Below are 18,223 nucleotides of genomic sequence, written 5' to 3'. Positions count from 1 at the left end.
GGAGCGTTGCCGGCACCTGCTTCGAGAGTTCCGCGACGACGCACGGGAACACGTTGGGACAACGAACGACAGGTCACTGCCTTGATCGACCGTGAGACGGCACGATAGGGTGGCACTACTGACAGGCTTCGCGAGCGACGGCAGCGACGGCGGCCGTCGTTTTCAACGGACGTCCCTCGGCTACCCGGTTGAGAACTGGCTGACTCCCTCTAAAACACCAACACGATTTACTCAGACCGCAGATCTGGATGTGATGTCCACACATGTCAACACACTACAGATAGCCGAACAGCGGCATCGCGAGACCAATGATCCATCCCAGAAGGCCAACACCGAAGAGCACGGCTCCTTCGACATCGCTGCGGGCGGATCCCGCCGCGAGCAACCCGAGCGTGACTATCAGCCCGAGTCGGTGGAGCAACAGCTCGATCGGGAGCGCCATGACCCCGATCGCGACGAAATCCAGAACGAATCCCCCACCAAGCCCGACGACAGTGAACGCGAACGCGGACTGGGGTTCCAACGGGTCTCCCAGCCAGTTCACAACGCGCTGTAACCGTAAAAACCGGCCCGCCGTGTCGAGCGACTGGGTGAGCACGATCGTCGTCACCGGCAAGCCGATCACCAATATCGGATAAAGCACGACGACGAACGCCTGGGGGGTGATCCAGGGCACCGCCGCCTCTACGGCGAGGCCGGCGCTCCGAACGCCGACAACCAGACCGGCGAGCGCCCCTGCGAGGATGAAGCCGCGGATGTTCAGATACGCCCACTTGGCAAGGCCACGGGTTCCGCGCAAGAGCCCCTGCACGGTTTGGGCACCGAACACTCCCAGCAGGCCGAGGACGCTCCCGACCATCACGGGTGTGATGGCCGCCAACTCGATGACCGAGAGCCAGCCGTCGTTCCAGCCCCCGTGCGTGCCGTGATACTCGCGTCGGACTTCCTCGACGTAGGGCTCGTCGAGGAACTCCGCCTCGAGCGTGTTCTGTGACTCCTGAATGTCAGTCACTGTATGTCGAAGCCGGAACCAGTCGAAGTGCTCCTGGTGCACCTGTATTGCCGTCCAGTCGTCGTGCTCCGTCGTGTACGCGCGGATGTGGTACCGGCTCCCGAGGTACTCGCCCGTATGGAGCTGATAGCTCTCTTCGATCCAGACACCGTCGCCGCCGTGCGGTCCGGTGTCGGCATAGGTGTACCGCGACGAGCCGTGGGCGTCGTCCCACTGGATCGAATCCTCGGCGTCCTCGTAGGTTTCCGGTTCGTCCTCCGCATCGGGATCCAGTTCCTCCCACTCGAGTTCCTCCTGGGCGACGAGCGCCCGCTGGACGCGCTCGTCGGAGCCGTGGACGATGAGGTTGATCGCGAGCGTTCGTTCGTCGGTCGATCGGTCACGGCTGGTGTACGGCCAGATGTAGCTTCCGTTCTCCTCGGGTTGCACCAGCCGGTCGCGATCGAGCGTCTCGGGCTCGGGCGATTCGGTCGACGGATCGATCACCCCGCCGGCGACCAGATAGCTGGCGGCGAGGACGAGCAGCCCGAAAAGCAAGAGATAGCGGCGATTCATCGGCGGTCTCGACTCACACGTGTCTTCCCATCCAGAACGTCGTGGCTGAGCCGTTCTCGGGGTGCGCTTTCTGTCGTGGCCCCTCCAACCGACCGAGAGGGTGCCAGCCCAGCCCGTCGATGCCGACCACCGCTGTCTTCCTCGTCATTCCATCTCACTTGTAACTCACCTCGGACATGGAAATAAGTACCTACGGTGGTCGATAAAAGCGGCTATTGCAGGGTGTTTCCGTCCTCTGGTTCGAACGTATCGGGGGCGACCCCGCCAGTCGATACGCATCTGTCCGGGACAGGGCGTTCCTCTCGAAGTCGGCCGTGAGCAAGAGCACCGATCCGCTACGGACAGGCGAACTCCGTAGGCAGGGAGTGGCCATCCGTCGCTCGTTGCACTCGAGCCAATCGGTGCAGATCTCGCCAGAATCGGGACCATCGTACTCGCGGGGCTCGGTGGCTCTATATTTAGATGGTCTATGACAAATATATGCAACTAATTATCAGTTCAGTCCGGTGAGTCCGCGGGTCACCGGCACCACCGTCGGTGACTCGGCAAGTACCCAATCGTCCACGCCGGTTTACACTGGAAGTCCCCCCGTCCCCCTCCACGCCCATGATCGGTGAGCCGCGGTGGTGGTCAACGCCGTTCTTCGCTCGCTGGACGCCTCGGCACGTTCTGTGAATGTGCACGTCGTCGAGAGCGTTGTCTTGCGCAGTCGGTGTACTGGAACGACGGGGAGTGACCATAGCAGCTATTCATCCAGACCGCGAGAGATGGGAGACGATGCAAGTCGCAGTTATCGGCGCGAATGGCGGAATCGGCCGCGAATTAGTCCCTCGACTTGCTGAAACCGGCCATGACCCGATCGGAGTCGTCCGAGACGAATCACAGTTCGGTGCGGTCCGCGAACGCGGCGGCGAACCACGGTTGGGCGATCTCGAAGGGGAGTTCGCGCCAGCACTTCAAGGCGCCGACGCCGTCGTATTCACCGCTGGTTCTGGCGGGGACACCGGCTGGGACAAGACGCTGCTGATCGATCTCTGGGGAGCGCGGCGAAGTATCGACGCCTGCGTTGCGCACGGCATCGACCGGTTTGTGATGATCAGTGCGTACAACGCAAGCGATCCAATGGCCGCGCCCGACGCGATTCGTCCGTATCACGTGGCCAAGCGATGTGCTGACGACTATCTCGACTGGTCCCCGCTCGAGGCCACGATTCTTCGGCCGACCGCGCTCACCGACGACGAGGGAACGGGACAGATTTCGGCAGCCTTCGACTATCGGGACGCGGATGGCGACGAGATCCCGCGCGCCGATGTTGCCCAGACAGTCGTCGCCTGTCTCGCAACCGCGGACACAGTCGGCGAAACGATCAGGCTCTTCGGCGGCGAGACTCCTATCGAGGACGCGATCCGTCCCAATAACTGAGTTTCGGGGTCGTCTGGCGTCCTGGTCGTCGGTCCAGTGGAGCGTCGCGTTCGAAAAGACGGCATCGAACGGCTCGTCAGCGGTGAACTCGTTCGCGTCCGCGCGGACGAACGTACAGTCGGGATACGACTCGCGGGCGGTGGCGATCATCTCGGCCGACTGATCGAGGCCGACGACGGTCGCGCCGCTGTCGGCGATCGCGTTCGTCAGGTGGCCCGTCCCGCAGCCGAGATCGAGCACGCGGTCGTCCGGTTCGACCTCAAGCAGCTCGAGGAGGTCCGGCCGTACTCGTAGACGAACGAGTGGGCGTCGTCGTAGGCGGCCGCGTTCCAGGCGTCGTCTCCAAACGCAGTCATCGTGAGAGAGTGAACCGAACCCAGCCAGCTAAACGGTTGGTTCGCTCAGTCGGGCGTTCGATCGCGAGCGGGATACTCGTGACGTGAACGGAGGGCGCTTGTGAATCGCCAATCGAAGATGGAAAATATACTTCCTGGTTATCTGGTTCCTCTCTACGGAGAGCCCGATGCTTTCTCGCGCGCGTCAGTTGTCGATAATTCTTGATTTACCAGTGGTCACCCCCGTAATCTTCAAAGATCTACTGGCTTGGGTGCTATCCCTGTATCATATCAGATAACGGAAATATAGAACATGGTGTGTGGTGAAAATTGTAAAACCGATCCACAATACACAAACAGTCTCAGTTCTAGTATAGGTGATATGTTGACGCTGGAGGCTATCTGTGGAACGCGAGGGGTCCGGGTGGGCCCACAATGTGTGGGCTCATCCCAACGTTTCTGGGACCCCCGCAGAGCTATGCGCTGTTCCACCGAAGAGTGAGCACATGGGGAACACACAGCACCCAATCGAAGAAGCGACGATTGATCAACTGCACCGCGCGTTCGAAGCTGGAACACTTACCAGCGAAGGGCTCGTTGACCGGTATCTCGAACGGATCGATACCTACGATCGTGGCGGGCCCGAGCTCAATTCGATCGTGACGGTCAACGAAACCGCGTCGGAGCGAGCAGCCGAACTCGACCAAACGTTCGCCGAAACGGGGACGTTCGCCGGACCGCTCCACGGAATCCCCGTGCTCGTCAAAGATCACGTCGAAACGAGGGACCTGGCAACGACGTACGGCTCGGAAGCGTTCGACGGATACCTTCCCGAGACGGACGCAGACGTAATACGACGGTTGCGCGACGCAGGGGCGATTCTTCTGGCGAAGACGACGATGCCGGACTGGGCCACGTCGTGGTTCGGATTTTCCTCGGTCAGTGGGCGGACGAAAAATCCGTACGACCTGACGCGGGATCCGGGCGGGTCGAGCAGTGGGACCGGTTCGGCAGTCGCGGCGAACTTGGGCACCGTCGGTATTGGAACCGACTGCGGCGGCTCGATTCGCGTCCCTGCGTCGTTCGATAACCTCGTCGGGATCCGTGTGACGCCCGGCTTGATCAGCCGAACCGGAATGAGTCCGCTGGTCTCACAGCAAGATACGGCTGGCCCAATGACCCGAACGGTCCGTGATACGGCCAAACTACTCGACGTCCTCGTCGGCTACGACGAGCGTGACACACTCACCGGGCAGACCGAGCTAGCCGCTGTTCACGGCTCATATACGAACTCCCTCCTCGCAGACGGGTTGAACGACGCTCGAATCGGTGTGCTCCGGGATGGGTTCGGTGACGACGAGAACCCCGCCGCTGCGCCGGTCAACGAGGTGATCGAACGAGCGCTGACGACGATGGAGAACGTGGGCGCGACAGTTCTCGATCCAGTCGAGATTCCACGGTTGGCAGAGTCCCTCGAGGACACGATGCTCTACATCCTGCAGTCGAAGCGTGACCTCAACGAGTTCCTCGACGACCGCGACGGGCCCGTTGATTCCGTCGACGAACTCTACGAAAACGGCCAGTACCACGACCTGCTGGATCTGTTTATTGGATTCGCCGAAGACGGCCCGACTGATCTCTCGGACCATCTGGACTACTGGAAGCGGCGGAACGCACAACAAACGTTCCAGCAGGAGATTCTGAACGTGTTTGCGAGCCACGACCTCGATGCGATCGTCTACCCCGACGTGCAAGTCGTTCCCCCGACGGAACGCGAAATCCGGGACGGAAAGTACGAAACGATGACCTTTGCGACGAATACGATCATCGCCTCGCAGTCGCTCTGTAGTGCAGTCTCGATCCCGGCTGGATTCACTGACGATGGTCTCCCGGTCGGTATCGAACTGCTGGCACGCCCCTTCGATGAACCGACGCTGCTGAAACTGGGCTATTCCTTCGAACAGGCGACAGAGCACCGTCAGCCACCGGAGACCGCGCCGTCACTGTCGGAGTGACCCGGTCCATCGTTGCGCTCGAGCCAACCGAGCGGCCCACGATGCGGGCACAACGATGGGAGGTGAACGGGTACGACGACGTCGGGTGATCGAAGTCGAGGCGCGTCCCTGCTGGCTGAAACCGAACGGGTGCCGAGTATCAGTCCTGATAGTCACCCAAAATGTAAATTCAATTCGCTGAGATGGTCCGGTATCGATGGCGTCACGGCAGCAGTTTCAGCGACTCGAGTCGTTTCTCGACGACGGCGAGACGACGATCGACAGCTACTCGACTGACGACGAGGTGGGCGTCCTCACCGATCGGCGGGTGGTGCAGCTCGCGACGACCGGGCGAGACGAGACCACGACGGTCGTGAACACGACGTACCTCGATCGGATCGGCGGTGCGAAAATCGAGCACAAGACGACACCGGGGGTCGATCAGGAGACAGTCGTCTCTGGAATCGCCGCGCTGTTTCTCGCCCTGGTGTCGATCGCGCTCCTCGGTGTCGTCGACGGGGGTGGACTGACGGGGGTACTCGTGGTCGTTGGCCTCAGCGTCGGTCTGATAGGGCTGGTCTTGCTGATCGAAGCGTACCACACGCCGGACGGCAGCGTCCGGATCGTTCTCCAGGCGGCCGATGGCGATGCGGTGTGGCAGACCCGCCTCGACGAAGGGCAACTCGAGTTCGCCGAAACGCTCTCGAAAACGGTGAGCAATGCACACACTCCCGCGAACTCGGTGACGCGGACGGTCGGAACCTGATCTCGTCTCGTGGATTCCGGGAACGGTGCGGGCGGCACGCGATTCGCCTGCGTCTCCGGCGTCGCCGTGTGTCGACGCCTCGTGCTCGCCGACCGGATATAAAATGGCGATACATTTCGCCACCAGCTACTCTCACGTCGTCGACGATATTCGACTATGGAACCCGACTCACAGAGCGCTCGAGTCCCCTCGGAGGCGCCACCCGATGTCCCGAACGATCGACGCTACGCGGCCCACCTCGAGCGAAACCGACGGGTGTGGGACCGCTGGAGTGACTGGTACGGCATGAGCGAACGGGACTTCGAACCGATACGCGAAGCGACGATCGACCGGCTGGAGCTCGAGGAGGGCGACCGCGTACTCGACGTCGGCTGTGGGCCGGGGGTGAACTTCGAGCACATCCGGCACAAAATCGGAACGGAGGGACGGCTCGCCGGCGTCGATTACAGTCCCGGGATGGTCGAGAACGCCAGGGAACGCGTCGACCGACACGGCTGGGCGAACGTCGAGGTCCGCCGTGCCGACGCGACGACGGTCGACTTCGACGAGCGGTTCGACGCCGCCGTCGCGACGCTCTCGCTGGGCGTGATGCCGGACGCCCGCCGGACGCTCGAGAACGTCCGTCGGCTGCTCGTCCCCGGCGGCCCCCTCGCCCTGGTGGACGTCAGGCCCGCTCCGAGCGGCCCCGTGCGGCTTTTGAACCCGGTTATCTGGCGGTTCTTCCGCTGGTACGCTAACTGGAATCCCGACAACGACGTCCTCGAGTCGGGACGAGCCGTCTTCGAGGAGTGTGAACTCGTCGAGACGGCCGTCGCCGGCACCGCGTACGCGGCGGTCTGTCGAACGGCCGGGCCACGGGACGCCGAGTGACGCCGATGAGCGAGCGTCTCTGAGTCGGTTCGGTCGATTAGAACCAGCAGACAGCCGGTACAAGACTACCGGTACGATCTGCTCGGTTCTCAACCTGCCCCAGCTAGACGGCACGATGTCCCCGAATCGAATTCGTCTGTGCGAACATGTACCACCTTTAGTAACGCACGAGTGGGGGCATTCGGTATGTTTGGGGACTTCGAGGAGACGCGTATCGACGTCGGCGAGGCAGAAATGTACCTCCGCCGAGGTGGCGATGGACCTCCGTTGTTGTTGCTTCACGGATACCCGCAGACGCACGCAACCTGGCATAAGGTCGCGCCGGAGTTAGCCGAGGACTACACGGTCGTGATGCCCGACCTCCGCGGGTACGGCGACAGTACGGGGCCGGCCGATCCCGAGACGAGGCAGTACGCCAATCGGGTGTTGGCCAGGGATATGGTCGCAGTCATGGACTCACTGGGATATGATACGTACCGAATCGTCGGCCACGACCGCGGTGGTCGCGTCGGCTACCGGTTCGCACTCGACCATCCCGACCGGGTGAAGAAGCTGGCGGCCCTCGACATCATTCCGACGCTCGAAACGGTCGAGCGAATGGACCACGAGTACGCCTACGCGATGTATCACTGGCTGTTCCTGGCCCAGCCACATCCGATCCCGGAGACGTTGCTCGCCAACGAGCCGACCTTCTACGTCGACCACTTGATAGACAACTGGGCAGTGTATCCCGACCGCCTCGATCCGGAAGCGATCGCCGAGTACCACCGCTGTTTCGAGAACGAACGCGTCATCCGGGCGAGCTGCGAGGACTACCGGGCCGGGCTGAGCGTCGACCTCGAGCACGATCGGGCCTCGCGCGAGGCCGGCGACCGGATCGAGTGTCCGGTGCTGGCGCTGTGGGGCGACGCCTCCGGGACCGTCGACTTCGACCCGCTCGACGTCTGGGAGGAGTGGGCGACGTCGGTCAGCGGTCGGGGGTTGTCGTGTGGCCACTTCGTGATGGAGGAGGCGCCCGACGCGACGCTCGCGGAACTCGAGCCCTTCCTGGCGTAGCGGTGCAGCCTCTTTCGGGCGACTCGAACGAGTACAGTTCTGCACGGCGGTCGACTCATTATTGGTGGCCGAGAGGTTCTCAGCGAGACGAGGACTGGCGTCCGGTACGATCGATCTTTTATGTGGATTGCTACCATAGACCGTTGCATGTCTCCCCGTATCGAACCGATAGCTCCCGGTGACTCGGACGACGACGAGGTCAACGAAATCCTTCAGGAAAGCGAGGAGGGGTGGTACAAAGACTCCGCGTACTTCGGTGCTGTTGCGCATCAGCCTCGGCTTTTGAAGCGACTCGTCCGGATGTTCCGGCTGTTCCCACGCAGCGATTCTATCGATTCGGAGACGCTGGAACTGATGCGGCTGCGGGTTGCTGCAGTCCACGGCTGTGCGTACTGTGGAACCGTGCGCACCTGGGAAGTCAAAGACGAAGTCGAGCCGAAAGAAGACGCCGTATTCTCCGATCGAATCGATACAAGTCAACTCACCCGGCGCGAAGAACTCGCCGTTCGCGTCGCGGATTACATGTCTCGAGATCCACAGGAGATCCCGGACGCGTTCTTCGCCGAACTGAAAGCAGAATATAGCGACGAGGCGATCATCGAACTCCTCCTGTTTGCCGGAATCGAAGTGGGACTCGACAGGTTCTGTATCGCATTGCAGTTAGATACCACCGAACAGAGCCCGTATCCGACCGGACTCGAGTATCCGCTCGAACGGGATACGTAGCGGGACCCCACTCGGGATCGAGCGCCGGAGACGGCGACTTCCGTTATCCGCATGGCCCGCCTATCCGTCCTCGAGATCGGTCTCCGTCGCACGCACTACGTGAACCGGTACCGGCGCGGTTCGAATAATCTTCTCCGTAACGCTCCCCAGCAGATACCGCTTGACCCCCGACCGCCCGTGTGTTGCCATCACGATCAGATCGATATCGTGTTCGTCGACGTACTCGAGGACCGTCTCGTGTGGGTCACCGCGAACGACGGCGGTTTCGGTCCGATCCAGTCCGTGTGCCGACGCGGCCTCGACGACCTCGTCGACCGCCCGCTGGCCTCGCTCCTCGAGCGGTTCGATCACCGACTGTGTGATACTCTCCGCATCGTACGGCCTCGTATCGACGACGTGAAGGACGTAAAGCGGTGCGTCGTACGCCCTGGCGAGGTCGATGGCGTGCTCGGTCGCAGCCGTCGCTGCGTCGCTTCCGTCCGTCGGCAGGAGAATCCGGTCGTACATAGTCGCCGTTCGGCGGCCAGATAAAAATCATTAGCTGTGCTGGCGTCTGTAGTCGGTCACTCCACCCGGTTCGATCCAAAGTCGGTCCGGCGTCCGCCGAGTAGTGCAGTTGTTCGATTGACGAGCGAGCGAATACGGACCTCGAGTTTCGCGCTTCGATCTGGCGAACGGCTCCCCTGTACAATAGTAATTTCAAAGAGAATGGTGTCATCTCAACGGATGACCGTTCGAGACCGGCTTGCCGACATCGAGGTGGTGGGACTCGTCGTGATCGGCGGGTTTCTCGGGGCGAACGCCCGGTACGGGATCGGGCTCTTGTATCCGGGATTGACCGGGACCTTCGTCGCGAACGTGACCGGGAGCTTCGTGCTCGGGTTCGTCGTCTACGAAGCGATGTACACCGACTATCTCACCGACAGGGGACGATTGCTCGTGTCGACGGGCTTCATCTCCTCGTACACGACGTACAGCACGTTCGCGTACGAAACGGTGGCAGTCGAGCCGCTGCTCGGCTTACTCAACGTTGGCGCCAGTTACTCGTTCGGTTTTGCGGGCGTCGTCCTCGGTCGATGGGTCGCACTGCGAATCCGGGGTGGGTCTCGTGAGTGAGTCGATCCTCCTCGTCGGCGTCGGTGGTGCGGTCGGTGCGCTGGGGCGATACACCGTTGCCACGATCGTCGAGGGGGACCGCTTTCCGCTGTCAACCTTTCTGGTGAACGTCGTCGGGAGCTTCCTGCTGGGGTTGGTGCTGTTTTCGGATCTGGGGGAGTCGGTCCGACTGTTCGTCGGCGTCGGAGTGTGTGGCGCGTTCACCACGTTTTCGACGTTCTCCGTCGACACCGTCCGACTCGTCGAAGACGGGCACGTGTGGACTGCGGTCGTCTACGCGCTCGGAAACATCCTGGTCTCGGTCGCGGCGATCGGAGTCGCGTGGTTCCTGACGGGGTGATCGACGCCGGTATCGGATTGCTGAACTCGGTTTTTCAGACCGCCCACGGCCAAAATCCCGCTGCCATCAGATAGCCAGCCGCACCCGTGATGAGCCCAACGATCGTAGTGAACCACGCGATCGGATTCGTGTACTCATCGAGTTCCAGCCCTAACAGGACCCAAAAGGTCGCCCAGAGGACTGCCCAGATCCACCAGAGTCCGGCGAGTCCGATGTCGCCGCCGAGAAACACGAGGTAGCCCGTCGGGATGGCGATTACAGTGACGAGGATACAGTACCAGCCGAACGATCGCTGATCACCGATACCGCGGATCGCGTTCGCACCGATCCAGAGGTAGGTGAACGAAAACAGTAACGTTCCCGCTGCCACGAACGCGTCTCCGGACTCGTACTCGCCGAACGCCCACAACTCACCGAACGCCCACCACATGGCGATGATGAACGTCAATATTCCGACGAAGAAGTTCAGTATCGCGACGTCGCTGTCCGCACCTTTCCCGAGTAACCATATCCCGTTCACTACCAGCACGGCACCGACGAAGATCAGTCCCATGCCGAGGATCATGTACAGTGACATTGGTGTTCACCACTACTTGCGTGTGAGTATCACACAATATCTGCTGCAGTCGGCGGAACAATAGTTCTGACCGCAACACGAGTGAAATGTCACTCGCTGACCACACTCTTCTGAGAGAAACTGATCAAAAACCCGCTCTGCTTCGGTCACACGTCCAACGATTATAGTCGAGGCCGTGGTACGGACGACCACGGATGACCGAGAAGGAGACGCCCACCACTACGGACCGGGAACGACTCCCGCCGAAAACGATCACCGACCGGTTCGATGAGTTGAGCGCTGGCGACGAAATCACGATCAATAATCGAGAGACGCCGTACGAGGTCATCGAGACGGATCGATACTCGGTTACGGTCTCGGATCCGGACGGGAATCACATCACGCTCTCGCAGAACCTCCAGACCGGTGGCTGGGTCGTCCACGAGGAGATCTGGTGGGTCGGCGCCGAGCAGTCCGGAGACTGATCGTCCGGATCCGTTCTCCCCGGTCGAATCAGGCCGTCCGGAGAAACAATCGAAACTCGAGTTCGTCTTTGGAGTCGCCGACGACGTCGGAAAACCCCTTTTCGAACGAGGAGTCGAGATCGGTTCGATCGGTGATCTCGGGAGCGCACAGGTGGTCTGCGATCCGTTGGGCGCGATCGGCACGCGCTCCCGACGTTCGGAGGACGATACCCGCGAGCGCGTCGCCTCCATCGAGCGCAGTCGCTGCCGCGGTCGCGACGGAGTCCACGTCGTCGTGGCCACCGACGAAGACGCTGGCGAAAGTGTCGTCATCCCGCTTCAATCGCCCCGGATCCGGTTCGGCCGTTGCCGGCCGTTGGGTCGCCGTCGAGGCTGTGATCAACCGATGGAGTGTTTCGGCCCGTTCAGCGGCCCGCTCTCGCCATCTCGCCGGACTCTCGTCGGGCGAACAGCGAACGCGGTAGCGATCGTCGTCGATTCGATCGACGAGCCCGTACGCGACGAGAAGTGTGAGCCGGTACTCGAGATCGGACGCCGACGATTCGGGCCCGTCTTCGTGATCGGCGAGTTCAGCCGTGGAAAACGGGCGCTCGTCGAAGGAGGCGTATGCAACGCGGTACGTCTCGAGACAGCTCTCGATCGCAGGCAGTGACTCGAGGGTCGTCATGGAAGTAGTGCTGTCCTTCGCGATACACGAGCAAAAAACGTTATCGGGGACTCGCGTCGAGCGCGGACGCCCCGTCTCGTATCACCGATCGGGCGCCCGCCAGAACCGCATTTCTATCCGCCAATTTGGGCTAGTAATAATCACCGTGTTCCGCGCTGTGAGATAGCTATAAATACTGATGTGGTGGCAGTCAACACGTATCATGCCGGAAACGATATTCGAGGTGGACGTAGACGCGTCCATCGATGACCAACCGGATCCGATAGTGAACCGCTGGCACCCGGACGTCCCGCCGGCAGCGTCGATCGAACCCGGCGAAAAAGTCCGGATCGAGTGTCTCGACTGGACGGGGAACCAGGTGAAAAACGACGACAGCGCGAACGATATCCGGGATATGCGGTTGGACCCCAACCACCACCTGAGCGGCCCCTTCGAGGTCGAGGGCGCCGAACCCGGTGACGTGCTCGTCATCGACATTCTGGACCTCGGCCCGTTCCCGGACAACGAGTGGGGGTTCACCGGGATCTTCGAACTGGACAACGGCGGTGGGTTCCTGACCGATCACTTCCCGGAGGCACGGAAGGCGATCTGGGACGTCGACGGGGTACTGACGCACTCGCGGCACATCGAGGACGTCAGATTCCCCGGCGTCGTTCACCCCGGTATCGTCGGGACCGCGCCCTCCCACGAGTTGCTCGAGGAGTGGAACGAACGCGAACAGGCACTCATCGAGAGGGGCCCAGAGGCCGAGACGGCGGTCAATCACGAAACCAGAGAGGACGATCCGCCGCTCGCCCTCCCCCCGGAACCGAACGAGGTCTTGCTCGGCGAGATGGACGACGACGACGTCGAGGAGGCGGCCGAGGAGGCTGCCCGAACCATCCCGCCCCGGGAGAACGCCGGGAACTGCGACATCAAGAACCTCGGCCGTGGCTCGCGGGTCTACCTGCCCGTCTTCGTCGAGGGAGCGAACTTCATCACCGGCGATCTGCACTTCTCCCAGGGTGACGGCGAGATCACCTTCTGCGGGGCGATCGAGATCGCCGGCTGGATCGACATGAAAGTCGATCTGATCAAGGACGGAGTAGAGAAGTTAGGGACCGACCACGCGATGTTCAAACCGGGGTACCAGGATCCCGACTTCTCGAACTACGTCGTCTTCGAGGGGTACTCCGTCGACGAGGACGGCACCCAGCACTACAAGAACGCGAACGTCGGGATGCGTCGAGCCTGTCTGGACGCCATCGACTATCTGACGAACTTCGGGTACACGGAAGAACAGGCGTACATCCTGCTCAGCACGGTCCCCGTCGAGAGCCGGATCGCGGGGATCGTCGACCTGCCGAACACCTGTGTGACCGTCTCGGTCCCCAACGAAGCCTTCGACATCGACATCGATCCGGATACGCTCACCGACGAGTACGACTCGAGTGACAAAGGAGACGTCGCCAAACCCTCCTGATCCGGACCTGCGCTTCTTTACCCCCCGTTTTTCGAGACGGGCGGACACCGGGGGCCGACCCGCGATCGGCCGTTAGTGCCCCATCGAGTGACCGACTGCCCAGGGGTAGCCTTCGGTACTCTCGACGAGTCCGCCGGGGCCGTGGTCGTGATCGTGGTCGTGGTCGTGGCCGTCTTCGTCGCGGGTCACCGCGACGATTTCGTCGATGCGGACGAGCAGATTCGCGGCTTCCGTTGCGCTGGCGAGCGCCCGTTCTGTGACTGCGAGGGGTTCGACGATCTCCCCCTCGACGACGTCACCGATTCGCCCCGACTCGTTCTCGAGCCGTAATCCCGTCGTGTGATCGCCGTCGTGATGGCTCGCGCGTAACTCGACGATCGTGTCGATCGGATCCAGCCCTGCCGACGCGGCGAGCGTCCGGGGGATCACCTCGAGGGCGTCGGCGAACGCCTCGATCGCGAGTTGCTCTCTGTCGGGAACGGTCGCGGCGTACTCGCGGAGATCGCCTGCGAGGTGAACCGCTGTTGCCCCACCGCCGGGAACGACGACGCCGTCTTCGATCGTCCGTGACAGCACGTGAAAACAGCCGTCGACGACCCGTTTCGTCTCGTCTGCCACCTGCTGTGTACTCCCTCGGAGGAGCACCGAGACCTGATCGACGTCCCTCCCGCCGTCGACGATCGCCACCTCGGTCGGGCCGACATCGCGTCGCTCCACCCGTTCGGCGCGCCCGGTCTCTGCGGCCGTCAGGTCGTCGACGGTCCCAACCGGACGCGCGCCCGTGGCGCGGCCGACCTTCTCGAGTTCGTCCTGTCGAGTCCGTTCGATGGGGAGGATCCCCTCCTTCGTGAGCAGGTAGCGGACCGCGTCGTCGATCGACTTCTGGCAGAAGACGACGTCCGCACCCGCGCCGGCGATCCGGTCGACGTACCGCTCGTAGACCTCCTGTTCGTACTCTCTGAACTCGTGGCGGTCGTCCGGCGTCTCGAGGCTGACCGCCCCCTGGCCGGTCGCCGTTTCGATCGTGAGCTGGTCGTCGATCAGTGCGACGGTCGCATCTTCGAAGACGTTGGGAAGGCCCGGCTCGAGCGAGACGGGGGTCGTCGACGACGAGTCCATATCGATGATGAGTCCGTCGACGAGCTCCGAATCGTAGTAGGAGCTTCCCGGGATCGCTTTGCGCGTAATTCGCCCCAGGTCGACCGTCCCGTCCCGTTCGATCGCACGGACGGCGGCGACCGCTTTCTGCGCCAGGAAGTCGCTGGCGTCCCGCCCCCATTTGCCGGTGACCGACGTCCGGGCGACGGCCTGGAGCGTCGCGTCGTCGGGGCTCACCGGAATCGCCTGGTCGTAGAGCGTCTCCCGTGCGCGGTCGCAAGCGAGCGTGTACCCTCGAGCGATCGACATCTGGTGGAGCCCGTCCTCGAGGAGCGTCTCGGCCTCCGTGAGTAACTCACCCGCCAGGATGAGCGCCGACGTCGTCCCGTCACCGACCCGTGCATCCTGTTGTGCTGCGATCTCGACGATCGACTGCGCGGCGGGATGGGTGATGTCCATCCGATCGACGATACTCGCACCGTCGTTCGTTACGACCATCGTGCCGTCGGCCCCCACGAGCAGTTTGTCCAACCCCTTGGGACCGAGCGTCGTCTTGATCGCCTCTGACAGCGCCTTCGCAGCCGCGATATTATCCGTCTGGGCGTCGCGGCTATCGAGCTGTTGAAATTCGACTCCCTGTGATAACACCTGATACGGGCTGGCACCCTTTGACATGAGGGTCTCTCTCACCGGGTACGAACAAAAAGCTACGGTGGCCGTTCACGACGGTGTTGAGAGGACACCGACTCGCCGAGAGACGCGACCACGACGAACGTCCCGCCCGGGCCGGCTGCCTGGCCAGCCATCGTGGGTGGGACCGTAAGGGGGCTTTCGTGGTGGTCTCACCGTCCGGTGCTCACTCACGGTAGTCTCTGAACACGGCCCCGCTCACGGCGTGGGCTCGAGCCGGCTCGAGCGTGCCATCGCTGGTTCAATCGTGGCGGTCCCGAGGCGCTACGTCGACGCCGCTCCCGCATCTCGAGACGGGACCCTCCCGAATACTTACGTCCGTCTCTCTGGTGGCATACCCTCATGGACGACGACGAGATCGCATCCGCGGCGACTCGCTTTCACGAGGACGTACCCCACCAGTTCCAGGTGTCGTTGACGATGTCGATGCAGACTCGCGAACGGCTCCGAGCGATTCGGGACGAACTCAACGACAGCGTCGGAGAGCGACTGTTCACGACGAACGATGTCATGCGGCTCGCGCTCCTCGGTGCGGACCGCTATCACGCGCTGGCCTCCGGCGAGGTGCAGGACCTCGAGCGCGTCGACGAGGAGCAACTGCTCCCGCTGACCGCGCCGATCCGCGAGGTGCTCGAAGCGGAGAATCTGCTCGATTCCCCCGAGCGGGATTCGGACTGAGCGTGGTGTCGAACGCGGCCGAGCCGATCACCCCAGCGGGTCGTCGGTGATCGGGATCTGTCCGCGCCCGTCGTGGTCGTCGAGCGCGTCGGGGCTGACGTCGAACTCGAAGACCTCCTTCGGGACGGCGATCGTCGAACAGGCGTTCGGGATATCGACGATCCCGCTCTGCCTCCCTTCGATCGGCACCGTTCCGAGGATCATGTACGCCTGCTCGCGCGTGTAGCCGAACTTGCTCAGGTACTCGATCGCCTCGAGCGCGGCGCGCCGATACGCGACGTGGGGATCCATGTACCGCTGTTCGCCGTCCTCCGTGACCGAGTACCCCTCGAAGACGACGTAGTCGGAGAAGTTCGGGCCCCGATGTCCCGGTTCGAATATCGGATGGTCGATGCCGAACTTGTTCATGCCGTCCTTGACGAGTTCGAACTTCACGTCCACGTATCCCGCCATCTCGATCGCCCCGCAGAAGGTGATCTCGCCGTCGCCCTGGGAGGCGTGGAGGTCGCCGATACCGAACTTCGCACCGTCGACGTAGACCGGGAAGTAGATCGTCGACCCGAGTGAGAGGTCCTTGATGTCACAGTTGCCGCCGTGTTCCCGCGGCGGGACCGTTCTGGCCCCCTCTTCGGCGATCCTGTCGGCCGTCTCGCCGGTCGCCTCACCCGGAAGCGCGCCGTCGGTGGTGGGCGGGGAGGCGACGGGCGGTTCCGATTCGCCCGTCGGATGGTTCTGGATCGACTCGGGATCTTCGGCGTGTTTCTCGATCAGTTCCTGTTCGCGTTCGTTCCACTCCTCGAGTAGTTCCTGCGACGGGGCGGTCCCGATCAGGCCGGGATGGATCATTCCCTCGTAGTAGACGTCCGGGATATGCCTGGAGGACACGTACGTCCCGTCGAGATCCCAGATCGCCTTCGCGGCGTCGGGGAAGTGATCGGTCAGGAAGCCGCCGCCGTTCTGCTGGGAGAAGATCCCGGTGAAGCCGAACTCCGACCGCTCGTTCAGCGGGCCGATGTCGAGGAGCGTCGTCTTCAGCAGGTCGCCGGGTTCGGCGCCCTCGACCTCGACGGGCCCGCTCAGATAGTGGACCTGGTTCAGGTCCACGTCGCGGACCTCGTTCGGGTTGTCGTTGTCTTGGATCTGTCCACCGGTCCAGTCGAGACACTCGAGCCGGACCGTCTCACCAGGTTCGGCCGTCACGACGGACTCGATCTCCGGATGCCAGCGATTGAACGGCTTGTCTCCTGGCTGGTCGTCGGGTGGCGCGTCGACGTCCACCTCGAATTGTACTTCGGGCATAGGTCACTCCGGGCCAGCAAGCCCATCCGCTACGCCCATGAGCACGGCAATAATGGTTCTCGATAACCATATTTACAAACGTATAAAAATAAGATGAGTCCGTTTCAGGATCGATTAGATAGTCCCGTGGTGGGACGTCCCCCTCCAACGGCTGTTCGGCGACGAACCGGTGTGGCTCGTCCGGCATCCCGCCACGCTGGCTGGCTCGGCTCCTGCCGGCACGGGCCGAGCGGACGGAGCAGCTTGGGGACTCTCTCACCCCGGACGTGGAGACTCAGTCGGCTTCGAGAACCTGGAGGTCGAACTCGAGGGTCTCGCCCGCCAGCTGGTGATTGAAGTCGATCCGAGTGATCTCCGGATCGATATGCGTGACTTCGCCGACGTTTCCGTCCTCGGACCCGATCTGTATCCCCATCTCGAGGGACCGGCCCTCCGACTCGAGTATTTGCTCGAACTCGACGGTCGGGTATTCGACGACTCGGTCGTCGGATCGCTCGCCGTACGCTTTCTCCGGTGGGACCGTGATCGTCGTCTCGTCGCCTGCTGCCATCCCGACGAGCGCGTCGTTGATCCCCTCGATGACCTCGTCGTCGCCGACCTCGAAGGTGAGCGGTTCGTACTCGCGGTCGGGCAGACGCTCGGCCAGCCCCGTCTCCTCGGCGACCTCTTTGCGCGTCGTATCGAACACGAGACCGTCGGCGAACCGGGCCGTGTACTCGATCGTGACCGAGTCGCCGGTTTCGATCGGCATGGATACTCGGTAGTGTCGTGGGGGATAAAGGACCTGTCATCGACGCCGGGAGGGTGTCGGTGGTGGTCCTGTTTGGCGGGTACTGATCGCGGGATAGTTACTGGAGTGTCCGAGGCAGATATGGACACTCCGGCTCTGTTGAAAGTCTTAGTAGCTAACAAGGGTTGGCTGCTGAATACAGAGGATACGTTCACCACGATAGTTTCGCGTATTTCCTCGGACTGTTCAGGAGTCCGGCGTATCCCGAGAGTCGGAGAAATCAGTCCTCGTGACATCCTCACCCGCCGTAAACGGCGGGGCTTCCTACAAGGGAAGCCTCGCGATTGAGGTGGTTTCAGGACTCGA

18 protein-coding genes and 1 pseudogene are annotated in these 18,223 nt (G+C 62.4%); 11 read left to right on the top strand and 8 right to left on the bottom strand.

The window, feature by feature from the left end:
• Nucleotides 1-274 precede the first annotated feature (274 nt).
• Complete coding sequence (locus tag CV102_RS19285; protein WP_148859669.1) at nt 275-1,567, bottom strand: hypothetical protein; 1,293 nt, start codon at nt 1,565-1,567, stop codon at nt 275-277.
• A 777-nt stretch (nt 1,568-2,344) separates the two neighbouring features.
• Here CV102_RS19285 and CV102_RS19280 point away from each other — a divergent pair.
• A complete protein-coding gene (locus tag CV102_RS19280) occupies nt 2,345-2,989 on the top strand; it encodes an SDR family oxidoreductase (RefSeq protein ID WP_148859758.1) in 645 nt (214 codons plus the stop codon).
• A 72-nt stretch (nt 2,990-3,061) separates the two neighbouring features.
• On the opposite strand, the pseudogene CV102_RS27165 reads toward CV102_RS19280, so the two are convergent.
• Nucleotides 3,062-3,229, bottom strand: a pseudogene (locus tag CV102_RS27165) (class I SAM-dependent methyltransferase); the annotation flags it as partial.
• A gap of 601 nt (nt 3,230-3,830) precedes the next feature.
• Between CV102_RS27165 and CV102_RS19270 the strand changes: the two are divergent.
• From CV102_RS19270 to CV102_RS19250, 5 genes are all read left to right on the top strand, one after another.
• Nucleotides 3,831-5,339, top strand: coding sequence for an amidase (locus CV102_RS19270; RefSeq protein WP_148859668.1), 1,509 nt, complete (start codon nt 3,831-3,833; stop codon nt 5,337-5,339).
• A gap of 196 nt (nt 5,340-5,535) precedes the next feature.
• Nucleotides 5,536-6,084, top strand: coding sequence for a hypothetical protein (locus tag CV102_RS19265; RefSeq protein WP_148859667.1), 549 nt, complete (start codon nt 5,536-5,538; stop codon nt 6,082-6,084).
• 156 nt (nt 6,085-6,240) lie between these two features.
• The gene (locus tag CV102_RS19260) at nt 6,241-6,954 is read left to right on the top strand and encodes a class I SAM-dependent methyltransferase (protein ID WP_148859666.1); all 714 of its coding nucleotides are present in this window, start codon (nt 6,241-6,243) and stop codon (nt 6,952-6,954) included.
• Nucleotides 6,955-7,140: 186 nt separating this feature from the next.
• Entirely contained in the window at nt 7,141-8,010 is an 870-nt protein-coding gene (locus tag CV102_RS19255) for an alpha/beta fold hydrolase (protein ID WP_148859665.1), read from the top strand.
• Nucleotides 8,011-8,157: 147 nt separating this feature from the next.
• Nucleotides 8,158-8,736 (top strand): carboxymuconolactone decarboxylase family protein, encoded by a 579-nt coding sequence (locus CV102_RS19250; RefSeq protein ID WP_148859664.1) that lies wholly within the window; start codon nt 8,158-8,160, stop codon nt 8,734-8,736.
• A gap of 60 nt (nt 8,737-8,796) precedes the next feature.
• Here CV102_RS19250 and CV102_RS19245 read toward each other — a convergent pair whose 3' ends face one another.
• On the bottom strand, nt 8,797-9,243 hold the full coding sequence (locus tag CV102_RS19245; RefSeq protein ID WP_148859663.1) for a universal stress protein: 447 nt from the start codon (nt 9,241-9,243) through the stop codon (nt 8,797-8,799).
• A 219-nt stretch (nt 9,244-9,462) separates the two neighbouring features.
• Here CV102_RS19245 and CV102_RS19240 point away from each other — a divergent pair, with 219 nt between their 5' ends.
• Both CV102_RS19240 and crcB read left to right on the top strand, forming a co-directional pair.
• The gene (locus CV102_RS19240; protein WP_148859662.1) at nt 9,463-9,852 is read left to right on the top strand and encodes a fluoride efflux transporter FluC; all 390 of its coding nucleotides are present in this window, start codon (nt 9,463-9,465) and stop codon (nt 9,850-9,852) included.
• Nucleotides 9,845-10,192, top strand: coding sequence for a fluoride efflux transporter CrcB (gene crcB / locus CV102_RS19235; protein WP_233710744.1), 348 nt, complete (start codon nt 9,845-9,847; stop codon nt 10,190-10,192). Before CV102_RS19240 ends, crcB begins: the two co-directional genes overlap by 8 nt.
• Nucleotides 10,193-10,226: 34 nt before the next feature.
• Here the strand turns inward: crcB and CV102_RS19230 are convergent, their stop codons facing one another.
• Nucleotides 10,227-10,769, bottom strand: coding sequence for an AmiS/UreI family transporter (locus CV102_RS19230; RefSeq protein WP_148859661.1), 543 nt, complete (start codon nt 10,767-10,769; stop codon nt 10,227-10,229).
• 194 nt (nt 10,770-10,963) lie between these two features.
• Between CV102_RS19230 and CV102_RS19225 the strand changes: the two genes are divergently transcribed.
• A complete protein-coding gene (locus CV102_RS19225) occupies nt 10,964-11,233 on the top strand; it encodes a transcriptional regulator (RefSeq protein ID WP_148859660.1) in 270 nt (89 codons plus the stop codon).
• A gap of 28 nt (nt 11,234-11,261) precedes the next feature.
• Here CV102_RS19225 and CV102_RS19220 read toward each other — a convergent pair whose 3' ends face one another.
• Entirely contained in the window at nt 11,262-11,900 is a 639-nt protein-coding gene (locus CV102_RS19220) for a hypothetical protein (protein ID WP_148859659.1), read from the bottom strand.
• A gap of 202 nt (nt 11,901-12,102) precedes the next feature.
• Between CV102_RS19220 and fmdA (CV102_RS19215) the strand changes: the two genes are divergently transcribed.
• Nucleotides 12,103-13,362, top strand: coding sequence for a formamidase (gene fmdA / locus CV102_RS19215; RefSeq protein ID WP_148859658.1), 1,260 nt, complete (start codon nt 12,103-12,105; stop codon nt 13,360-13,362).
• Between the two features lie 72 nt (nt 13,363-13,434).
• Here the strand turns inward: fmdA (CV102_RS19215) and thsA are convergent, their stop codons facing one another.
• The gene (gene thsA / locus CV102_RS19210) at nt 13,435-15,135 is read right to left on the bottom strand and encodes a thermosome subunit alpha (protein WP_148859657.1); all 1,701 of its coding nucleotides are present in this window, start codon (nt 15,133-15,135) and stop codon (nt 13,435-13,437) included.
• 357 nt (nt 15,136-15,492) lie between these two features.
• Between thsA and CV102_RS19205 the strand changes: the two genes are divergently transcribed.
• Nucleotides 15,493-15,828, top strand: coding sequence for a hypothetical protein (locus CV102_RS19205; RefSeq protein ID WP_148859656.1), 336 nt, complete (start codon nt 15,493-15,495; stop codon nt 15,826-15,828).
• Nucleotides 15,829-15,855: 27 nt separating this feature from the next.
• On the opposite strand, the gene fmdA (CV102_RS19200) is transcribed toward CV102_RS19205, so the two are convergent.
• Both fmdA (CV102_RS19200) and CV102_RS19195 read right to left on the bottom strand, forming a co-directional pair.
• Complete coding sequence (gene fmdA / locus CV102_RS19200) at nt 15,856-17,127, bottom strand: formamidase (protein WP_148859655.1); 1,272 nt, start codon at nt 17,125-17,127, stop codon at nt 15,856-15,858.
• 274 nt (nt 17,128-17,401) lie between these two features.
• A complete protein-coding gene (locus CV102_RS19195) occupies nt 17,402-17,878 on the bottom strand; it encodes an FKBP-type peptidyl-prolyl cis-trans isomerase (RefSeq protein WP_148859654.1) in 477 nt (158 codons plus the stop codon).
• Between the last annotated feature and the right edge of the window lie 345 nt (nt 17,879-18,223).

The sequence above is a fragment of the Natronococcus pandeyae genome (assembly GCF_008122205.1).
Lineage (GTDB): Archaea > Halobacteriota > Halobacteria > Halobacteriales > Natrialbaceae > Natronococcus > Natronococcus pandeyae.
Note: the sequence above shows the minus strand (reverse complement) of the source record. Positions and strands in the feature narration are given on the sequence as shown.

Bases quoted from the DNA above. Each gene is read 5' to 3' on its own strand.
- CV102_RS19285 (WP_148859669.1), bottom strand. From the start codon at position 1,567: ATGAATCGCCGCTATCTCTTGCTTTTCGGGCTGCTCGTCCTCGCCGCC.
- CV102_RS19280 (WP_148859758.1), top strand. From the start codon at position 2,345: ATGCAAGTCGCAGTTATCGGCGCGAATGGCGGAATCGGCCGCGAATTA.
- CV102_RS19270 (WP_148859668.1), top strand. From the start codon at position 3,831: ATGGGGAACACACAGCACCCAATCGAAGAAGCGACGATTGATCAACTG.
- CV102_RS19265 (WP_148859667.1), top strand. From the start codon at position 5,536: ATGGCGTCACGGCAGCAGTTTCAGCGACTCGAGTCGTTTCTCGACGAC.
- CV102_RS19260 (WP_148859666.1), top strand. From the start codon at position 6,241: ATGGAACCCGACTCACAGAGCGCTCGAGTCCCCTCGGAGGCGCCACCC.
- CV102_RS19255 (WP_148859665.1), top strand. From the start codon at position 7,141: ATGTTTGGGGACTTCGAGGAGACGCGTATCGACGTCGGCGAGGCAGAA.
- CV102_RS19250 (WP_148859664.1), top strand. From the start codon at position 8,158: ATGTCTCCCCGTATCGAACCGATAGCTCCCGGTGACTCGGACGACGAC.
- CV102_RS19245 (WP_148859663.1), bottom strand. From the start codon at position 9,243: ATGTACGACCGGATTCTCCTGCCGACGGACGGAAGCGACGCAGCGACG.
- CV102_RS19240 (WP_148859662.1), top strand. From the start codon at position 9,463: ATGACCGTTCGAGACCGGCTTGCCGACATCGAGGTGGTGGGACTCGTC.
- CV102_RS19230 (WP_148859661.1), bottom strand. From the start codon at position 10,769: ATGTCACTGTACATGATCCTCGGCATGGGACTGATCTTCGTCGGTGCC.
- CV102_RS19225 (WP_148859660.1), top strand. From the start codon at position 10,964: ATGACCGAGAAGGAGACGCCCACCACTACGGACCGGGAACGACTCCCG.
- CV102_RS19220 (WP_148859659.1), bottom strand. From the start codon at position 11,900: ATGACGACCCTCGAGTCACTGCCTGCGATCGAGAGCTGTCTCGAGACG.
- fmdA (WP_148859658.1), top strand. From the start codon at position 12,103: ATGCCGGAAACGATATTCGAGGTGGACGTAGACGCGTCCATCGATGAC.
- thsA (WP_148859657.1), bottom strand. From the start codon at position 15,135: ATGTCAAAGGGTGCCAGCCCGTATCAGGTGTTATCACAGGGAGTCGAA.
- CV102_RS19205 (WP_148859656.1), top strand. From the start codon at position 15,493: ATGGACGACGACGAGATCGCATCCGCGGCGACTCGCTTTCACGAGGAC.
- fmdA (WP_148859655.1), bottom strand. From the start codon at position 17,127: ATGCCCGAAGTACAATTCGAGGTGGACGTCGACGCGCCACCCGACGAC.
- CV102_RS19195 (WP_148859654.1), bottom strand. From the start codon at position 17,878: ATGCCGATCGAAACCGGCGACTCGGTCACGATCGAGTACACGGCCCGG.